Source organism: Mesorhizobium sp. M0983, assembly GCF_040318975.1.
In the GTDB taxonomy this organism is placed as follows: Bacteria; Pseudomonadota; Alphaproteobacteria; order Rhizobiales; family Rhizobiaceae; genus Mesorhizobium.
Genome location: NZ_JAMYNH010000008.1, coordinates 119,549 through 138,575 on the forward strand (window position 1 = coordinate 119,549; position 19,027 = coordinate 138,575).

The window sequence follows — 19,027 nt, forward strand, 5'->3', positions numbered from 1 at the left end:
CTGGCAACGCCTCAAACTGTCTACGACCTGCTGCTGTGAGCGCGCGTGAGCCAACTCGGCGCAACCATCACCAAAGAAGGCATTCGCTTCGCCGTATGGTCCTCGTCGGCTCGGCGCATCTGGGTCTCGATTTTCGACGAGCGAGGAAGGCGCGAGATCGACCGGCTTGAACTGCAGCCCGAGGGCGACGGCGTGCATACGCTTTTTGTTGCCGGTCTCGCCGCCGGCACCCGATACGGGTTCCGCGCCGATGGCGACTACGCGCCGGAACAGGGGCTCTGGTTCGATCCCGACAAGCTGCTGGCCGATCCCTATGCCGTCGAGATCGACAGACCCTATGCCTATGACGGCCGGCTCGCCGCACGCCAGGGCGAGGGGGGCGACACGGCGTCGCTGATGCCGAAGGCCATTGCCGGCGCCTTGCCGGAACCCTTGCCCGCCTTGCCGCCTCTGTTTAGGCCCGGCGGCCTCATCTACGAGGTGCAGGTGCGCGCCTTCACAAAGCTGCATCCCGACATTCCCGAGAAGCAACGCGGCACCATTGCAGCCCTCGCTCATCCTCTTGTTGTCGAGCATCTGCAAAAACTCGGCGTTGCAGCCGTGGAGTTGATGCCGGTGACTGCATCGATCGACGAACGGCATTTGCCGCCGCTCGGGCTGGGCAACGCCTGGGGCTACAATCCCGTGACCTTCATGGCGCTGGATCCGCGACTGGCGCCCGGCGGTCTGGCTGAGCTGCGCGAAACGGTCGCCGCGCTGCGCGAGGCCGGCATCGGTACCATTCTCGACCTGGTGTTCAACCACACCGGCGAAAGCGACCGGCTCGGCCCGACATTGTCGCTGCGCGGGCTCGACAACCGCGCCTACTACCGGCACGAGGCCGACGGCGCTCTGGTCAATGACACCGGAACCGGCAATATGGTTGCCTGCGATCATCCGGTCGTCCGGGAAATGGTCCTCGACACGCTTCGCCACTTTGTCCAGCACGCCGGTGTCGACGGGTTCCGCTTTGACCTGGCGCCGATCCTTGGCCGCGTCGACGGCGTTTTCGACGCCGATGCGCCGCTGCTGAACGCCATTCGCAACGACCCAGTTCTTGCCGACCGTGTGCTGGTCGCTGAGCCCTGGGACATCGGACCGGATGGCTATCAGCTCGGCAATTTTCCGCCGCCCTTCCTCGAATGGAACGACAAATACCGTGATGATATCCGCCGCTTCTGGCGCGGCGACGGCGGCATGATCGGTGCGCTGGCGACGCGGCTTGCGGGGTCGTCCGATGTCTTTGCCAAACCAGGCCAGGCAACGGTCCGCAGCATCAATTTCATCGCCGCACATGACGGGATGACACTGGCCGACATCGTTGCCTATGAACACAAGCACAACGAGGCCAATGGCGAACAGAACCGCGACGGCCACGACGACAACCTGTCCTGGAACAATGGCGTCGAGGGCCAGACCGACGACCAGTCAATCGTTACGGCCCGTTTCGATGACCAACGCGCACTGCTGGCGACGCTCTTTGCCTCGCGCGGCACGATCATGCTGACGGCCGGCGACGAATTCGGCCGCACGCAGCGCGGCAACAACAACGCCTACGCGCAGGACAATGACATCACCTGGCTCGACTGGGCCGGGCGCGACCGGGCGCTGGAGCGGTACACGGCTCTGCTCGCCAAGATGCGTCGTGCCGCGCCGGCGCTTTTGGACGCAAGCTTTCTCACCGGCGAGCCTGCGGCCGGCTCGGAAATAGCTGACGTCGTCTGGCTGAGCGAAACCGGCGTGCCGCTCGACGAAGCAGCCTGGCACGATCCTAGGCGGCATCGGCTGGTCATGGTTCTCGGCGATGAGGACGGTCGCCTTGCCGTGATCATCAATGGTGACCGTCGGGCCTGCATGTTCACGCTGCCGGAACGGGCGGGTTTTCATTGGTGCCCAGCCATCGAAACGGATAGTGGCGATATCTCACGGCCGGTTTTGGGGCGAACGGTCATATTCATGATCGAAAGCAGGGCCGCGCAGGCGGGCGCAGGGGAGAGCCATGATGGGTGACAATGCCGAATGGTGGCGCGGCTGCGTCATCTACCAGATCTACCCGCGCTCCTTCCAGGACACGACAGGCGACGGTAGCGGCGATCTCCTCGGCATCACCTCGAGGCTTGCCCATGTCGCATCGCTCGGTGTCGACGCCGTTTGGCTGTCGCCTTTCTTCAAGTCGCCAATGGCCGACGTGGGCTACGACGTATCGGATTACTGCGCCGTCGATCCGATGTTCGGCACATCAGAGGATTTCGACGCGCTGATTGCAGAGGCGCACCGGCTCGGCCTGAAAGTGATCATCGACCAGGTCTTGTCACATTCGTCGGATCGGCACGAATGGTTCGTCGAAAGCCGAACGAGCCGCGATAACGCCAAGGCCGACTGGTACGTCTGGGCCGATGCGAAGCCCGACGGCACCGCGCCCAACAACTGGCTGTCGCTTTTCGGCGGCCCCGCCTGGGAATGGGACGCAACGCGCAGGCAATATTACCTGCATAATTTCCTCGCCTCGCAGCCGGACCTGAATTTCCACAATCCGCAGGTGCAGGACGCCTTGCTGGAAACGGTGCGGTTCTGGCTCGAGCGTGGCGTCGACGGTTTCCGGCTGGATACGGTCAACTATTACGTCCACGACCGCTGGCTCCGCAGCAACCCGCCTTTGGCGGAAAGCGTCGCCGGCACCAATACGGCAACCAGCCCCTATTTTTACCAGGAGCATCTGTTCGACAAGACGCAGCCGGAAAACCTTGCTTTTCTCAGGCGCTTCCGGGCGTTGCTTGACGAGTACGAAGGCCGCGCCGCGGTCGGCGAGATTGGTGACGAAAGCCGTTCGTTGCAGACGCTTGCCGCCTACACGGGCGGCGGCGACAAGCTCCAAATGTCCTACACGTTCGACCTGCTTGGCCCGCAATTCTCCGCGGCGCATGTGCGCGGTTGTGTCGAGGCCTTCGAGAGTACGGTGTTCGACGGCTGGGTTTGCTGGGCATTCTCCAACCACGATGTCGTGCGCCATGTCAGCCGCTGGACAAGGCCGGGCGGCGATCCGGACAGGGTGGCGAAATTCTCAATCGTGCTGCTTTCTTGCCTGCGCGGGTCGATCTGCCTCTATCAGGGCGAGGAGCTCGGGCTGGAGGAGGCCGAGCTGGCGTTCGAGGATTTGCGCGATCCTTTCGGCATCCGCTTCTGGCCGGAGATCAAGGGGCGGGATGGGTGCCGCACGCCGATGGTCTGGGAGGCTGGCGCCGATAATGCCGGCTTTTCAACCGGCAAGCCGTGGCTTCCGGTCCCGGCAAACCATCGCGCCCGCGCGGTCGATGTCCAGGACGGCGAGCAAACCTCCGTCCTGGCGAGCTACCGGGCGATGCTGGCCTTGCGCAAGCAGCATCCGGCGCTGGTTCGAGGCTCGATCCGGTTTCTCGATGCTGAGGGCGACGTCCTTGCCTTCATTCGCGAAGGCGGTGACGAAAAGCTGCTCTGCGTCTTCAATTTTGCCGATGAGCCGGCCGGCTGGCAATCGCCGCCGGATCTGGATGTGATAGAGCCGATAGATCTTGGCAGTACTACCGGCGTCTTGCAGGAAGGAGCTCTATCCCTGCCGCCGCTCGGCTGCTTTCTCGGCCGGATCGGCTGATCTCTATTTGATCTCATTGAACGAGTACGGAGCGCCCGCAAGTCGCGCCGACAACCCGGACATCGGCCTCGCCGACATGCACGCCAAGCGCTGCAAGAACGTTATAAACCAGTGCGTCGACAGGCGCCGTCACGCCGTTCAGAACCGTTACCACCGCCGGCTTCACCGTTCCGAGCAGAGCCGTCACGTCCAGCCCGAGGCCCAGCGCATTGACCGAGAGCGACAGCCCGCTGACCAGTGACGTGGTGAGCGATTGCGTCAGGTTCTTCGTCGAAACCGTCTTTATCGTCTTGTTGGCGATATCGGTGCTGACGAACGTCAATGTGGTCGGATCGTTGTTGGTGATCGCAAGTGCTGAAGAACCCTTCACATCGAGCAGATTGAGGGTGAGCAGCAGGAGCTTCACGCTTACCTGTGCAATCGTGGCATCGGAGAACGATTGCGGATTGCTGAAATCGGCGAAGGCCGATGGGTTGTTGTCGGCGTCGCTGGCGGCAAGGTGCAGCGAGGCCACGCCAGGCTGCGCGGCGATCGAGACCTTGATGCTATCCGGCCGGCCCGTCGGGCAGCTGATGTCGGTTAGTTTGGCTTCCGCATAGGCGACTTCGACATGCAGAGGCAGGTTGACGGACAGCAGACTGATGCCGCCGCCGAGATTGGAATTGCCGATGCCGACTGTGGTGACCAGCTTGATTCGTGTCTGCGCAGTGCGCACCACGGTGCCTTTTTCCCCGACGGCCAGCCAGGGTGAATATTGCATCGGTTCACCGATGGCGACGGCGAGCGTGGTGGAGGTAAGTCCCGGAATAGTGGCGCCGAGATCGACCTGGACCTGGTTTGAGCCATTGGCCAGCGAGGCGGCGGCACCCAGCATGCCCATCGCGCTTGCGTCGACGGAAAAGCCTGGAGACTTTTGTCCGAGGCCGAGCTTGCCGATCGAACCAAGGTCGACAAGATGATTGAGCGGTATCTTGGCCGTGTTGGTAGCCCTCGACGCGATTGTCTGTAGGACAAGTTTGCTGGCGCTGCCCGTCCCCGAAGCATTGGCCATGGCGGTCGCGATCTGGCCTACCGTCGCTTTCGAGGCCAGCACTTCGGAATAGCTGACGCCGGTCAGTTGCAACTGCACCGCAAGGGCATCGACGAACGAAAGCACGTTGACGTCGGCCGAAATCAGCGCGTTGTAGTCCATGACGCTGAGCGAGATGTTTCCGCCCAGCAGCTTACTGAGAAGCGCGTTGAGGATGCCGCCGTTGACGCTGAGAAGCCTGGATCCGACCGAGAACATCGCTTGCGGCGTCATGCTGGCAATGGCTTCGGTGCCGACAACCGGAGTAGGGATGAGCGAACTGGCGAAATACCGGGCGGGGATTTTGTGTAGAGTGACGCGAACGGCGTTGTAAGGCATTTTACCGGCTTCGAAGCGCTTGTCGACCCCGACCGAGGACGCCGCTGAGTATCGGCCGCCGGTGACGGACACGACGGTTTTCCCAACCGTGGGAACGATTGTCTCACCCGGCTTTTGAACAATGATGCCGGGCATTCGGTTGTCACTGAGCGTGGTTACCGCCGCGGCTTCCATATTGTTGATGTTCGACGCCGCGGTGATCGCCGCCAGATCGGTCATCGCCTGGGCTTCCCTGCGCTCCGTGTAGATCGAACCTTCGTCGACAGCGAAGGCCGCCAGCCCCAGCGCGAACGGTGCTATCAGCGCCGTCATGACGGCAAAGTTCGCCTTCTCGTCGCCTAGCATCGCGCGCCCGATCCGGCCGATGCTGCTCAGCAAGAACTGCGACATTTCAAATGCCTCCAATCCTGATGGTCGACCTGCGTGAGATCGTGGTTTGGGGCATCGCAAGGCTGGGCAACAAGTTCCAGATCGGCAGGTTGCTGGCATCATACTGAATCGACACGACGAACTGATTTCCGTCGGCCGTACTGTCCGTCGCCTGATAGGTCAGCTTGCCGGAATCGACGAACGGGTATCCACTGGCGTTGTTTTTGACGAAACCTGCCACTAGCGCCTGGCGCTCGGTTTGGTTCAATCCGGCAATTGCAGTACGGGCGGCATCGGCGGCGATTTGCTGCAACGAGTTGCTTGCACCAAAATAGATACCATATGCAACCATTCCGAGTACGAGCAGGATAAAGATCGGGGAAAGCAGGGCGAATTCGACCGCGGAAGTTCCGGATTCTTCTCCAATTTTGCGTAGATTTGCCCTTATTGGGCGCAATATTTTACGCTTTAATGTGACAGTATTACTGTCTATCTTGTTCATTGCCCTTGCCCGTTGGACCATAAAGGTCGATGTGCCGAACCCATCGGGATTTGTAACCCTTGGTTGCCTAAGAACCAATTAATACATTCCGGTAAACTGAAATGATCAGCCAGATTATCGGCGTTCTGGCCAGGAAACCCAGCCAAACTCATGGTTTCGATCATTGATTGGCGGTTCGCAAAGCGGCTGCCCCGGCCCCCTTACTTTGGGTGACCCCGAGAGTCTGTTGAAATAAAAAATCTCCACGTTACTGTTTGGCCACCAGCTGCCGGAAAGGGAACCGGCTGCGCGCTCGAAAGGAACCAGCCAATCGGTTTCGGGGCGTCAACACTTAGAGACGTAGCCGAAGGGCGACGTCATTAGGGAGAACTCCATGCTGAAACGTGTGCTGAAGGCGACGGTACTCGCCACGACCATGGTCTTGGCCGCCGGTACGTTCTACACGCCGGCTTTCGCCGAAACCGTCTACAACCGCGGAGCCGCCGCCGAAGCGGAGACGCTCGATCCGCACAAGACCTCGACGGTCTACGAAGCCGATATCATACGCGACCTGTTCCAGGGCCTCGTCATGCATGACCAGAAGACGAACCTCATTCCGGGCGCAGCCGAAAGCTGGACGGTGTCCGACGACGGCACTGTCTACACCTTCAAGCTGCGCAAGGACGGCCTCTGGTCGGATGGCAGCCCGGTGACGGCGGACGACTTCGTTTATTCGTTCCGTCGGCTGGAAGATCCGGCCACCGCTGCCGAATACGCTTCCATGCTCTATCCGGTGAAGGGTGCCGAGGAAGTCAACACCAAGAAGGGAAAGCCGGAGGATATGGGCGTCAAGGCGATTGACGCAAATACCCTCGAAGTCACCCTCAAGGCGCCAACGCCTTACTTCCTGGAGATGCTGACCCATCAGGCGACCTTTCCGGTTAACAAGGCGTCCATCGAAAAGCTTGGCGCCGACTGGATCAAGGCAGGCAAGCTGGTCTCCAACGGGGCCTTTACAGCGGCGGAGTGGATTCCCAACGACCATCTCAAGCTGGTGAAGAATCCGAAATTCTGGGACGCCGCCAGCGTCAAGTTAGACGTGGTCAACTACATCCCGACCGAGGATCGCTCGTCTGCGATGAAGCGCTTCGAGGCCGGCGAATTCGACAGTTACGGTGACCTGCCGACGGAACAGCTCGCCGATCTCAAGTCCAAATTCGGCGACCAGGTCCGTGTCGGGCCATATCTCGGCACCTACTATTATGCGATCAAGACCGACAAGGCGCCGTGGGACAATGTCGAACTGCGCAACGCCATCTCGATGGCGATCGATCGCGACTTTCTCGCCGAAAAAGTCTGGCAGAATTCGATGCTGCCCGGCTATTCGATGGTGCCTCCGGGCATCGAGGGCTACACGCCGGCACTGGCCAAATACGCTGACATGCCGCAGATCGACCGCGAGGATGAAGCCAAGAAAATCCTGGAGAAGCTCGGCTATACGCCCGAGCATCCGTTGAAGATGCAGATCCGCTACAACACCTCGGAAAACCACAAGAACACCGCTGTCGCCATCCAGGAACAGCTGAAGCCGCTTGGCGTCGAGGTCACGCTGCTCAACACCGATACCAAGACCCACTACTCCTTCCTTGAGCAGAAGGGCGACTATGATGTGGCGCGTGCCGCGTGGATCGCCGACTACAAGGATCCGGAAACCTTCCTTGGCATCACCCGCAAGGCCAGCGGCAACAACTATTCGAGCTACGTCAGCCCGAAATACGAAGAGGCCATGGACAAGGCCGCCGCCGCCGGCGGCAAGCCCGAAGAGCGCATGAAGGAACTCGCCAAGGCCGAGCGCATCCTCGTCGACGATGTCGGTAACATCCCGCTTCTCTACTACAGCTACCACGACATCGTTTCCTCGAAGCTGCACGGCTTCGACGACAATGTGATGGACATCCATCCGTCCCGCTTCATCAGCAAGGACTGATCCCTTAGCCAGGCCGCCGCGCAACTCGATGCGCGGCGGCGCTGGTTTGCCATCGCATCGGCCCGGGAACCGGATTCGATTTTCGACAATGTCGGTGCGAAGATTTGAAGGCTAGAGCGCAATCGTCCAGTTGGACGCGCGCTGCTCTGGATCAAGCGGGGCACCGATGCTGCGTTACGTATTTCGGCGGCTGCTGACCGCCATCCCGACGCTGTTCGTCATCGTGACCATAGCGTTCTTCCTGATACGCGTCGCGCCGGGCGGCCCGTTCAACCAGGAGCGGGGCCTGAGCCCCGAGATCAGGGCCAATCTCGAAGCCCAGTTCGGGCTCAACGACCCGCTCTGGCTGCAGTACCTCCATTATTTAGGCAATCTTCTGCGCGGCAATTTCGGCCCCAGCTACAACATGCCGGATTTCACCGTCGGCGAGTTGTTCAGGGAAGGCCTGCCTATCTCGATCCAACTCGGCGCTTCGGCGCTCGTTCTGGCGCTGCTTCTCGGCAGCGTGCTCGGCACTGTTGCCGCGCTCAACCAGAACAAGCTTGCCGACTATTCGGTGATCGCGTTGGCGACCGCCGGCAGCACCATTCCGACCTTCGTCATCGCTCCGGTGATCCAGCTTGTATTCGGATTGACCTGGAAGCTGCTGCCGATCGGCGGCTGGGGCGATGGAGCCGTCATCAATAAGGTCGGCCCGGTGCTGACGCTCGCTCTGCCGCAGATCGCCATCGTCGCTCGATTGATGCGCGGCTCGATGATCGAATCGCTGCACTCGCATCACATCCGCACCGCCCGCGCGCTTGGGTTGTCGAACTGGTCGGTCGTCGTCAAGCATGCGCTGCGCGGCGCCATCCTGCCGATCGTCTCCTTCACCGGTCCGGCGGCCGCAGCCCTTCTCACCGGCTCGATCATCGTCGAGACCATCTTCTCTATCCCGGGCATCGGCCGCCATTTTGTCGTTGCCGCACTCAATCGCGACTACACACTGGTGATGGGGACGGTGGTGGTCATCGCGCTCTTCACCATTGTCTTCAACCTGATCGTCGACGTCCTCTATGGTGTCGTTGATCCGAGGGTGCGCTATGACTGATATCGCAGTTGCAGCACCGGTCGTCGGCCGATCCCTGTGGGGGGATGCGTGGGCGCGCCTCAAGGCCAACCGCGCGGCCATGTTCAGCCTCTATTATCTTGCCTTCATCGCCGTCATCAGCGTGTTTGGACCCTCTTTCGTGCCGCACCAATACACCACCATCTATGGCGACTATGTCCGCACGCCGCCGAGCTTCTCCGCCTATCCAAAGGCCGACATGATCGAAGGCGCTCTCGACGAGGCGATCAGGCGTATGCGCGTCGACATCAAGGAGTGGCGGCAGGAGGGCAGCCGTGTGTTCGTTACCGTCAGATCGTCCAAGCCGATCGACGACCGCAACATTCGCTACCTTGATCGTTCCGATACCTTCGATGACACAAAGATCGAGAGCAAATCGCCGGACGGTCTCGAAATGGTGATGAGTGCATCGATCAAGCAGCAATATTTCCTGTTCGGCACCGACAATACCGGCCGCGATCTCCTGTCGCGAACGCTGATGGCCGGGCGCATATCGCTGGCCATCGGCCTGCTTGCCGGCATTGTGGCGGTGGTGATCGGCGTGCTCTATGGCGCCACCGCCGGCTTTGCCGGCGGCAGGGTCGACGAGGTGATGATGCGTATCGTCGACGTGCTTTATTCTTTGCCGTTCATCTTCTTCGTCATCATGCTGGTGGTGTTCTTCGGCAGGAACTTCGTGCTGATGTTCCTGGCCGTCGGCGCCGTGCTGTGGCTCGACATGGCGCGCATCGTGCGCGGACAGGCGCTATCGATCCGCCGGCAGGAATATGTCCAGGCGGCGGAGGCGATGGGCGTCGGGCAGCGCGGCATTCTGCTGCGCCATGTGATCCCCAATTTGCTCGGGCCGGTGGTGATCTACATGACGCTGCTGGTGCCGCAGGTCATCATCCTGGAGAGTTTTTTGTCGTTCCTCGGGCTCGGCGTCCAGGAGCCGATGACCAGCTGGGGCGTGCTGATTTCGGTCGGCGCCCAGAATATCGGCTCGGCCAACTGGCTGCTTTTGTTCCCGGCCTTCTTTCTCGTCTCGACATTGTTCGCGCTGAATTTCGTCGGCGATGGGCTGCGCGACGCGCTCGACCCGAGGGATCGTTGAGATGGCTGCTTCCGAAACCATTCTCAGCGTCAAGGATCTTCGCGTCCGCTTCCGCACGCTCGACGGCGTGGTGGAGGCGGTGAAGGGCATCAATATCCATGTTAAATCAGGCGAGACGGTAGCCGTCGTCGGCGAATCCGGCTCCGGCAAGAGCCAGACGATGATGGCGGCGATGAGCCTGCTGGCCTCGAACGGCGAAGCCACCGGGAGCGTCGACTACCGCGGCCGCAATCTTTTGACCCTGAGCAAGCCCGAGCTCAACAAGATCCGCGGCCGCAAGATCAGCATGATCTTCCAGGAGCCGATGACTTCGCTCGACCCGCTCTATTCGATCGGTAGCCAGTTGATCGAACCGATCCGCAAGCATCGCGGGCTTGGCGCCGCCGAGGCGCGCGAAGAGGCGCTCAAGCTGCTGCGGCTGGTCCATATTCCAGATCCGGAGCGGCGGATGAAATCCTATCCGCACGAGATGTCGGGCGGTCAGCGCCAGCGCGTCATGATTGCCATGGCGCTGGCCAATGACCCCGACATATTGATCGCCGACGAGCCGACGACGGCGCTCGACGTGACCATCCAGGCGCAGATCCTCATGCTGCTCGCCGAACTGCAGCGCAAGCTCGGCATGGCGATCGTCTTCATCACCCACGATCTCGGAATCGTCAGGCGCTTTGCCGACCGGGTCTATGTGATGCGCTATGGCGAGGTCGTCGAGGAGGGCGAGGCGGAAGCAATCTTCGTCAACCCGCAGCACGCCTACACCAAGATGTTGCTTGCCGCCGAGCCGAGCGGCACCAAGGCCCCGCCGCCTCCGAATGCCCCCGTCCTGCTCGAAGGCAGGAACGTCGAAGTGACCTTCAAGATCGGCGGCGGCTTTCTTGGTGGAGAACCGCTGATATTGCGCGCTGTCGATAGCATTTCGATCCGGCTGAAGCGCAACCAGACCATCGGCATCGTCGGCGAATCCGGTTCGGGAAAGTCGACGCTCGGCCGCGCCTTGCTGCGGCTCCTGCCCAGCGACGGCATCATCCGGCTTGGCGACCGCGACATCTCCCACGCCGACCGCCAGGCGATGCGGCCGCTGCGGCGCGAATTGCAGCTGGTCTTCCAGGACCCGTTCGGCTCGCTGTCGCCGCGCATGACCGTCGGCCAGATCATCACCGAAGGGCTCCTGGTCCACGAGCCCAATCTGTCGGGCAGGCAGCGCGATCTCCGCGCCGTCGATGCCTTGCTCGAAGTCGGGCTCGACCCGAACACGCGCAACCGCTATCCGCACGAATTCTCCGGTGGTCAGCGGCAGCGCATCGCCATTGCGCGCGCCATGATACTGAAGCCGAAAGTGGTGGTGCTGGACGAGCCGACCTCGGCGCTGGACCGCTCCGTGCAGAAGCAGATCGTCGAATTGCTGCGCAAGCTGCAGGCCGACCACGAACTGTCCTATCTGTTCATCAGCCACGATCTCGCGGTCGTGCGCGCCATGGCCGACTACATCATCGTCATGAAGCAGGGCAAGATCGTCGAGGAGGGGCCGTCCGAGGCGATCTTCAGCAATCCGCAGGCAACCTATACGCAGACACTGATGGCCGCGGCCATCGATGTGACGCGATTTCGCCTGAGCGCATAGCGCGATTGGTCAGAACTGCGGCGGAAGGTGGTTGTTTCGGGAACAAGAACAGCTAAGCCGCTGTTTTTTCTGGTCGGAGTGGCAGGATTTGAACCTGCGACCCCATCGTCCCGAACGATGTGCGCTACCAGGCTGCGCTACACTCCGTGACCAGACCGCGGGCTTATAGCCGCCGCATTTGGTTACTGCAAGCGCCAATGGCAGCGCTTCCGTCGCATTTCTTTCGCTTTAGCCGCTACGTCATACAGGTTTCAGTTTCCTGTCGCACAAACACGGCTTAAAGGGGCTTCTAGGTAACCGTCCACTTGCCTCGAAGCATCTGATTCAGCCGCCTGGAGTTGCAGCCTTGTCGATGAAGATCGTTAGCGATGTCAAACCAAACACTTTTGAGTTCGAAACCTCGGCGTTGATCAAGCCATCCGGGTTTCGCGAATATGATGCGCGCTGGTGGTTTGGCCATCCCGGTTCGAACGAGCCGCCAGAGCTCAATCTGATCGGCGTCCAGGCGCTCGGCATGGGGCTCGGCACGCTGATCCGCCGTCTGGGTGCCGGACCCGACATCGTCACCGGTCACGATTTCCGCTCTTATTCGCTTGCCATCAAGCTGGCGCTGGTTTCCGGGCTGATGGCCGCCGGCGCGCGGGTCAAGGATGTCGGGCTGGCCTTGTCGCCGATGGCCTATTTCGCCCAATTCGCGCTCGACACGCCGTCCGTCGCCATGGTCACCGCCTCGCATAACGAGAATGGCTGGACCGGCGTCAAGATGGGCGCGGCGCGCCCGCTGACTTTTGGTACGGAGGAGATGAGCGCGCTGAAGGCGATCGTGCTCTCAGGCGATTTCGACCTTGTCGGTGGCGGCTCCTATGACTTCGTTGCGGATTTCCGCAAAACCTACCTCGACGATCTGACAGCGGGAAAGCGTATCTCGAGGAAGCTCAAGGTGGTGGCCGCCTGCGGCAACGGCACCGCCGGGGCTTTCGCTCCCGAGGCACTGAAAAGGATCGGCTGCGAGGTGATTCCGCTCGACGTCGCGCTCGATCATACGTTTCCGAATTACAATCCCAACCCCGAAGACATGAAGATGCTGCACGCCATTCGCGACAAGGTGCTGGAAACTGGCGCCGATGTTGGGCTCGGCTTCGACGGCGACGGCGACCGCTGCGGCGTGGTCGACAATGAAGGCAACGAGATCTTCGCCGACAAGGTCGGCGTCATGCTTGCGCGCGACATCTCACACCTCTATCCCGGCTCGACTTTCGTCGTCGACGTCAAGTCGACCGGATTGTTCATGACCGACAAGGTGTTGCGGGAAAATGGCGCGGTCACCGACTATTGGAAAACCGGTCATTCCTACATCAAACGGCGCGTCGCCGAACTCGGCGCTGTCGCCGGTTTTGAGAAATCGGGCCACTTCTTCTTCAATCCGCCGATTGGCCGCGGTTATGACGATGGCCTGGTCACGGCCATTGCTATATGCCAGATGCTGGATCGCAGCCCGCAAAGCAGCATGGCCGACCTCTACCGCGATCTGCCGCTGACGTTCGGCACGCCGACCATGTCGCCACACTGCGCCGACGAGCTCAAATACGGCGTCGTCGAGCGGGTCGTAGGCGATGTTCGCAAGATGAAGGACGAGGGCGCAGTCTTCGCCGGCCAGAAGATCGCCGAGCTGATCACCGTCAACGGCGTCAGGGTCGTGGCGGAGGATGGTACTTGGGGGCTGGTGCGGGCATCATCGAACAAGCCGGAGCTTGTGGTGGTGGTCGAAAGCCCGGTATCGTCCGAGCGGCGTCGCCAGATGTTCGAAGCCGTCGACGCGGTGCTGCGCCGCAGCCCGGAAGTCGGCGCCTACAATCAGACCTTTTGAGCGGGACTTATTTTCATGACCGAACGGATCGTCAGTTTTGTGATGAGCGGCGGCATCGGCTCGCGGCTGTGGCCGCTGTCGCGCGAGGACAATCCCAAGCAGTTCCATGATTTCTCCGGCGACGGCTCGATGCTGGCCAAGACGCTACGCCGGCTGACTGCGCGGCCGGAAGGCGAAACGCCGGTTTTCCTGATTGCCTCGGAAAGGCACGCCGACCGCGTTCATGCCGACATTGCCGGCCACGAGCTTTCCGGCGGCGGCCCGCTGTTCGAGCCGACCGGACGCAACACTGCCGCGGCCGTCGCTTTGGCAAGCCTGCGCACTTTGTCCGAATTCGGCGACAGCCTGGTGCTGGTGGTGCCGTCCGACCATGAGATCGCGACCGCGCAGCAATTCTGGCGGAGCGTCGAGGCCGGCACGGCGGCGGCGCGCGAAGGCAGGCTGGTGGTGTTCGGCATCAAGCCCACCCAACCGGAGACCGGGTATGGCTACATCGAGGTGGCCGGCGAGCGCGATGGCATCTGCGATGTCTCGCGTTTCGTCGAAAAACCCGATCTCGCCACCGCGCAGAGCTATCTTGAGGCCGGCAATTTCTACTGGAACACCGGCATCTTCCTGTTTCGCGCCAGTGCCATGCGCGACGCGTTCATGGCTTTCCAGCCAGACATCTGGAGCGCCACAGAGGCTGCCTACCAGGCTGCGACATCGGATCTTTCCGGCCTCTACATGCCTCTGGAGCTCTATGCCGCCATCCCTTCGACATCGATCGACTATGCGATCATGGAGCGCGCCAGCGGCATCGCCATGGTGCCGGCCGGCTTTCGCTGGAACGATCTCGGTTCCTGGCAATCGCTGCTCGATGTCGGGCCGTCCGACAAGCAGGGCAACGTCATTGTCGGCGACGTCGTCGCCATCGATTGCGAGAACTCCTATATCCGCAGCGACGGCCGCCTGCTGTCGGCCATTGGCCTGAAGGACGTCGCCATCGTCTCGACCGCCGACGCCACTTTCGTCGCGCCGGTCAGCCACAGCCAGAACGTCAAGAAGATCGTCGAGCAGCTCGAAAAGAGCGGCCGCCTGGAGACCAGGTTCACGCCCGCCGACGATCGCGTCATCGAAAGCGGCGCCTGGCAACGCCGCGTGCACCATTGGCTGTTCGAGGAGACGGTGCCGCTGTGGTCGACGATCGGCGTCGATGAGCGCCATGGCGGGTTCCATGAGGCGCTCGGTTTCGACGCCACCCCGCTGATGAAACCCAAGCGCATGCGCACGCAGGCCAGGCAGATCTATGCCTTCGCCGTCGCCAAGGCGCGCGGCTGGAACGGCCCGGCCGATCGGCTGATTAGCCACGGCCTCGAATTCATGGCCAGGAACGGCCGCACCGATAATGGCGGCTGGGTGCGCACGCTCAACGTCGACGGCACCGTCGCCGATGCCGCCGAGGATGCCTATGACCATTCCTGCGTGCTTCTGGCGCTGGCGCATGCCCATATGTGCGGCAATCCGGATGCATTGCGGCTTGGCGAGGAGACCTTTGCGTTCATCGACGCGCATCTCGAGGACGAACGCCTGACCGGCTTCCGCGAGACCTCGAGCGGCGAGGGCGAACGCCGCTCCAACCCGCACATGCATCTGCTCGAGGCGTTTTTGGCCTGGCATCAGGCGACCGGCGAGCGCGCCTATCTTCGCCGCGCCGCGCGCATCGTCGATCTGTTCCGCAGCCATTTCTTCGACCCGGAAAGCTGGACGCTGGGTGAGTATTTCGACAATGAATGGCGGCCAGCCCCTGGCGAGAAAGGCACGTGGACCGAACCGGGCCATCATTTCGAATGGGCCTCGCTGCTGGTCGACTTCGCGGGCCGCAGCGGCCAAAGCGGCTTGACCGGCCTCGCCAGGAAACTCTACGCGTCGGCGATTGCCAATGGCCTGAACCGCGCCACAGGCCTCGCCTACGGCGCCGTCTCGCGGCAAGGGCTGCCGCTCGACCGCGTCTCGCGCAGTTGGCCGCAGGCCGAAGCAATCAAGGCAGCGATCGCGCTGGACGGCTCGGGCGGTCCCGACCTGAAGCCGGAAATCGAGGCGCGTGTCGGCCGGCTGTTCCGCTGGCACATCAATCCGGCACCGCTCGGCCTGTGGATCGACCGCATCGACGAGCGTGGCCGCTCGCTGGCAAGCGAGGTGCCGGCCAGCATCTTCTACCATCTGGTCTGTGCGCTGACGCAGTATCTGGACGGTACGGCCCGCAAGGATCAGTACGGGCTGGCGACATCACCGGTCTCGACGTAGACCGACTTTAGCTGCGAATAGAGTGCCAATGCCGCGAGCGAATTCTCGCGGCCGATGCCGGACTGCTTGAAGCCGCCGAACGGGATTTCGACCGGCGTCAGATTGTAGGCGTTGATCCAGCAGGTGCCGGCCTGCAATTCGGCGATGACACGGTGGGCGCGCGCCAGGTCGCGCGTGAACACGCCTGCAGCGAGGCCGAATTCGGTGTCGTTGGCGCGCTCGATCACCTCGTCCTCGCTGTCGAACTTCAGCACGCTCATGACAGGCCCGAAAATCTCCTCGCGGGCGATGCGCATCGTGTCGGTGACACCGGTGAACACCGTCGGCTCGACGAAGAAGCCGCCCTGAAAACCCTGCAGCGAAGGCACATTGCCGCCGCAGGCGAGCACCGCACCATCCTGCTTGCCGGCCTCGATGTATGAGACGACCTTGTCGTGCTGCGCCTTCGAGACCAGCGGCCCCATCTGCGTGTCCTGGTCGAGCGGGTCGCCGATGCGGATTTTCTTGGTCCGCTCGGTCAGCCTTTCGACGAAACGGTCATGGATGCTGCGCTGCACGAAGACCCGTGTGCCGTTGGAGCAGATCTGACCGGTCGAATAGAAATTGCCGAGCATCGCGCCGCCGATGGCGTTTTCGAGGTTGGCGTCTTCGAAGACGATCAGCGGCGACTTGCCGCCGAGCTCCATCGTCGCGTGCTTCATCTTCGAGCCGGCGAGCGACAGCACCTTGCGGCCGGTCGGCACTGAGCCGGTCACCGAGACTTTGGCGACGACCTCATGGCCGACAAGGCCGGCGCCGACATCGCCAAAACCTTGCACGACATTGAACAGCCCGTCGGGCAGCCCGGCCTCGGTGTAGATTTCGGCGAGCGCCAGCGCTGAAAGCGGCGTGTTTTCCGACGGTTTGAACACCATCGCATTGCCCATGGCGAGGGCGGGTGCGGATTTCCAGCCGGCGATCTGGATCGGGTAGTTCCACGCGCCGATGCCGACGCAGACGCCGAGCGCCTCGCGCCTGGTATAGGCAAAGGGACCGCCGAGATCGACGGCCTCGCCATTAAAGGCGGCGACCGCGCCGCCGAAATATTCGAGGCAATCCGCCGCCGAAGGGGCGTCCGCAACCAGCGTCTCCTGGATCGGCTTGCCGGTGTCGAGCGTCTCGATACGCGCCAAATCGGCATTGCGGGCGCGCAAAATGTCGGCGGCACGGCGCAGTATGCGGCCGCGCTCGACCGGCTTCAGCCGTGCCCAGGCCGGCTGTGCCGCACGCGCGGCTTCGATCGCGAGTTCAAGCACGTTCGGCGTCGCCGAGCGCAGCATGGCAATGGTCTCGCCGGTCGCCGGATAGATGACCGGCAGCGGCGCGCCGCGCTCGTCGTCGATATAGCGGCCGTTGACATAATGCGATGCCGTTGGCTGGGCGCGCATGACTGTTCTCCAATCGTCTTTCGCGGCAGGCGGAATGTGCGTCCGCCGGATCATGGCCTATCTGTCCGACGCCTGCCAGCGCGGATTGATCCATGGTTCCTGGTTGGACGGCGCCAGCGGCGAGCGCCCGAGAACGTGGTCGGCGGCCTTCTCGCCAGTCATGATCGACGGCGCGTTGAGATTGCCATTGGTGACGCGCGGGAAGATCGAGGAATCGGCGACCCGCAGCCCTTCGACGCCGATGACGCGGCATTCCGGATCGACGACGCTCATCGCATCGTCGGCACGGCCCATCTTGCAGGTGCCGCAAGGGTGATAGGCGCTTTCGGCGTGGTCGCGGATGAAGGCGTCGAGCTCGTCGTCCGATTGTACGTGCGAACCCGGCGACAGTTCCTTGCCGCGGTAAGGATCGAAGGCCGCTTGCCCGAAGATCTCACGGGTCAGCCGGATGCAGTGGCGGAACTCCGTCCAGTCGTCCGGATGCGACATGTAGTTGAAGCGGATCACCGGCTTCGATTTGGGATCGGGCGAGCGCAGCGTGACCGAACCGCGCGACTTCGACCGCATCGGCCCGACATGCGCCTGGAAGCCATGCGCCTTCGCCGCCGCCTTGCCGTCATAGCGGACTGCTGCCGGTATGAAGTGATACTGGATATCGGGATAATCGACGCCGGCGCGCGAGCGCACAAAGGCGGCCGCCTCGAAATGATTGGTGGCGCCGAGGCCGGACTTGAAGAACAGCCACTGCGCGCCGATCAATGCCTTCGAGAACGGGTTCAAGATGGAGTTCAGCGTGATCGGCTTTGTCGATTCCTGCTGGATGTAGAGTTCCATGTGGTCCTGCAGATTGCGGCCGACGCCGGGCCGGTCGACAATCACCGGAATGCCGTTCTCTTTGAGGTGCTGGCCGGGGCCGATGCCGGACAGCATCAGGATCTTGGGCGAGTTGATCGAGGACGCGGCAACGATCACCTCACGCCGCGCTCTGATCACCTGAATCCGCTTGCGCGCTTCGATCTCGACTCCGGTGGCGCGTTGATTCTCGATGATTACCCGTCGGGCGAACCCCTTGACCAAGCTGACATTTTTCCGCCTGAGTGCCGGCCTGAGATAGGCGCTCGCCGCCGACCAGCGGCGACCGCCACGAATGGTCTGCTCCATCGGCCCAAAACCTTCCTGCTTCGCGCCATTGTAATCATCGGTTAGCTCGAAACCGGCCTGACGGCCTGCCTCGACAAAGGCGCCGTAGAGTGGATTGGTCCGCGAGCCGCGCTGCACAGTCAGCGGGCCGCCATGGCCGCGCCAGCCATTCTCGCCGCCATTGCTGTCCTCCATTCGCTTGAAGTACGGGAGCACGTCTGCGAAGCCCCAGCCGGCCGCGCCCTGTTCGGCCCAATGGTCGAAGTCGCGGGCATGGCCGCGCACATAGACCATGCCGTTGATCGAGGATGAGCCGCCGATGACCTTGCCGCGAGGCGTTGCCAGCACGCGGCCGCCGAGATGCGGCTCCGGCTCGCTGGCAAAGCCCCAGTCGTAGAGGCTCATGTTGAGCGGGATCGACAGCGCCGACGGCATCTGGATCAGCGGCCCGATATCGCTGCCGCCATATTCGATGACGATCACCGAATGCTTGCCGTCCTCCGACAGCCGGTAGGCCATGGCCGAGCCGGCCGAGCCGGAGCCGATGATGACGAAATCCGCTTCAAGCATGGT

12 protein-coding genes and 1 tRNA gene are annotated in these 19,027 nt (G+C 62.2%); 8 read left to right on the top strand and 5 right to left on the bottom strand.

Annotation, left to right across the window (positions count from 1 at the left end; genetic code table 11):
- The first annotated feature begins 45 nt into the window (after positions 1–45).
- On the top strand, positions 46–2,049 hold the full coding sequence (gene glgX, locus NKH71_RS16845; RefSeq protein ID WP_023718445.1) for a glycogen debranching protein GlgX: 2,004 nt from the start codon (positions 46–48) through the stop codon (positions 2,047–2,049).
- Positions 2,039–3,667 carry a beta-galactosidase BglA gene (gene bglA, locus NKH71_RS16850; protein WP_352789029.1) on the top strand — a complete coding sequence of 543 codons (1,629 nt, stop codon included), beginning with the start codon at positions 2,039–2,041 and terminating at the stop codon, positions 3,665–3,667. The genes glgX and bglA overlap by 11 nt, the downstream gene beginning before the upstream one ends.
- A gap of 13 nt (positions 3,668–3,680) precedes the next feature.
- Here the strand turns inward: bglA and NKH71_RS16855 are convergent, their stop codons facing one another.
- Together NKH71_RS16855 and NKH71_RS16860 are read right to left on the bottom strand one after the other, a co-directional pair.
- Positions 3,681–5,465: a pilus assembly protein TadG-related protein gene (locus NKH71_RS16855; RefSeq protein ID WP_352789027.1), complete on the bottom strand. Its 1,785-nt coding sequence runs from the start codon at positions 5,463–5,465 to the stop codon at positions 3,681–3,683.
- A gap of 1 nt (position 5,466) precedes the next feature.
- Positions 5,467–5,946 carry a TadE family protein gene (locus NKH71_RS16860; protein WP_084642568.1) on the bottom strand — a complete coding sequence of 160 codons (480 nt, stop codon included), beginning with the start codon at positions 5,944–5,946 and terminating at the stop codon, positions 5,467–5,469.
- 373 nt (positions 5,947–6,319) lie between these two features.
- Here NKH71_RS16860 and NKH71_RS16865 point away from each other — a divergent pair, with 373 nt between their 5' ends.
- From NKH71_RS16865 to NKH71_RS16880, 4 genes are all read left to right on the top strand, one after another.
- Positions 6,320–7,912 carry a peptide ABC transporter substrate-binding protein gene (locus NKH71_RS16865; protein WP_352789025.1) on the top strand — a complete coding sequence of 531 codons (1,593 nt, stop codon included), beginning with the start codon at positions 6,320–6,322 and terminating at the stop codon, positions 7,910–7,912.
- 166 nt (positions 7,913–8,078) lie between these two features.
- Positions 8,079–9,002 carry an ABC transporter permease subunit gene (locus tag NKH71_RS16870; protein ID WP_023718440.1) on the top strand — a complete coding sequence of 308 codons (924 nt, stop codon included), beginning with the start codon at positions 8,079–8,081 and terminating at the stop codon, positions 9,000–9,002.
- On the top strand, positions 8,995–10,113 hold the full coding sequence (locus tag NKH71_RS16875) for an ABC transporter permease (protein ID WP_023718439.1): 1,119 nt from the start codon (positions 8,995–8,997) through the stop codon (positions 10,111–10,113). Before NKH71_RS16870 ends, NKH71_RS16875 begins: the two co-directional genes overlap by 8 nt.
- Before the next feature lies 1 nt (position 10,114).
- Positions 10,115–11,734, top strand: a complete 1,620-nt coding sequence (locus tag NKH71_RS16880) for an ABC transporter ATP-binding protein (protein WP_352895190.1) — start codon at positions 10,115–10,117, stop codon at positions 11,732–11,734.
- 70 nt (positions 11,735–11,804) lie between these two features.
- On the opposite strand, the gene NKH71_RS16885 is transcribed toward NKH71_RS16880, so the two are convergent.
- Positions 11,805–11,881: transfer RNA gene (locus NKH71_RS16885), tRNA-Pro, on the bottom strand.
- A 205-nt stretch (positions 11,882–12,086) separates the two neighbouring features.
- Between NKH71_RS16885 and NKH71_RS16890 the strand changes: the two genes are divergently transcribed.
- A complete protein-coding gene (locus tag NKH71_RS16890) occupies positions 12,087–13,601 on the top strand; it encodes a phosphomannomutase/phosphoglucomutase (RefSeq protein WP_502895881.1) in 1,515 nt (504 codons plus the stop codon).
- Between the two features lie 15 nt (positions 13,602–13,616).
- Positions 13,617–15,887: an AGE family epimerase/isomerase gene (locus NKH71_RS16895; RefSeq protein WP_023718436.1), complete on the top strand. Its 2,271-nt coding sequence runs from the start codon at positions 13,617–13,619 to the stop codon at positions 15,885–15,887.
- On the opposite strand, the gene betB is transcribed toward NKH71_RS16895, so the two are convergent.
- Both betB and betA read right to left on the bottom strand, forming a co-directional pair.
- A complete protein-coding gene (betB, locus tag NKH71_RS16900) occupies positions 15,851–17,314 on the bottom strand; it encodes a betaine-aldehyde dehydrogenase (protein WP_023718435.1) in 1,464 nt (487 codons plus the stop codon). The genes NKH71_RS16895 and betB overlap by 37 nt on opposite strands.
- 57 nt (positions 17,315–17,371) lie before the next feature.
- Positions 17,372–19,024, bottom strand: a complete 1,653-nt coding sequence (gene betA / locus NKH71_RS16905; RefSeq protein WP_023718434.1) for a choline dehydrogenase — start codon at positions 19,022–19,024, stop codon at positions 17,372–17,374.
- Between the last annotated feature and the right edge of the window lie 3 nt (positions 19,025–19,027).

Coding starts and splice junctions, on each gene's coding strand:
- NKH71_RS16880 (WP_352895190.1), top strand. CDS start 10,115: ATGGCTGCTTCCGAAACCATTCTCAGCGTCAAGGATCTTCGCGTCCGC.
- NKH71_RS16865 (WP_352789025.1), top strand. CDS start 6,320: ATGCTGAAACGTGTGCTGAAGGCGACGGTACTCGCCACGACCATGGTC.
- NKH71_RS16860 (WP_084642568.1), bottom strand. CDS start 5,946: ATGAACAAGATAGACAGTAATACTGTCACATTAAAGCGTAAAATATTG.
- betB (WP_023718435.1), bottom strand. CDS start 17,314: ATGCGCGCCCAGCCAACGGCATCGCATTATGTCAACGGCCGCTATATC.
- betA (WP_023718434.1), bottom strand. CDS start 19,024: ATGCTTGAAGCGGATTTCGTCATCATCGGCTCCGGCTCGGCCGGCTCG.
- NKH71_RS16855 (WP_352789027.1), bottom strand. CDS start 5,465: ATGTCGCAGTTCTTGCTGAGCAGCATCGGCCGGATCGGGCGCGCGATG.
- NKH71_RS16875 (WP_023718439.1), top strand. CDS start 8,995: ATGACTGATATCGCAGTTGCAGCACCGGTCGTCGGCCGATCCCTGTGG.
- bglA (WP_352789029.1), top strand. CDS start 2,039: ATGATGGGTGACAATGCCGAATGGTGGCGCGGCTGCGTCATCTACCAG.
- NKH71_RS16870 (WP_023718440.1), top strand. CDS start 8,079: ATGCTGCGTTACGTATTTCGGCGGCTGCTGACCGCCATCCCGACGCTG.
- NKH71_RS16895 (WP_023718436.1), top strand. CDS start 13,617: ATGACCGAACGGATCGTCAGTTTTGTGATGAGCGGCGGCATCGGCTCG.
- NKH71_RS16890 (WP_502895881.1), top strand. CDS start 12,087: ATGAAGATCGTTAGCGATGTCAAACCAAACACTTTTGAGTTCGAAACC.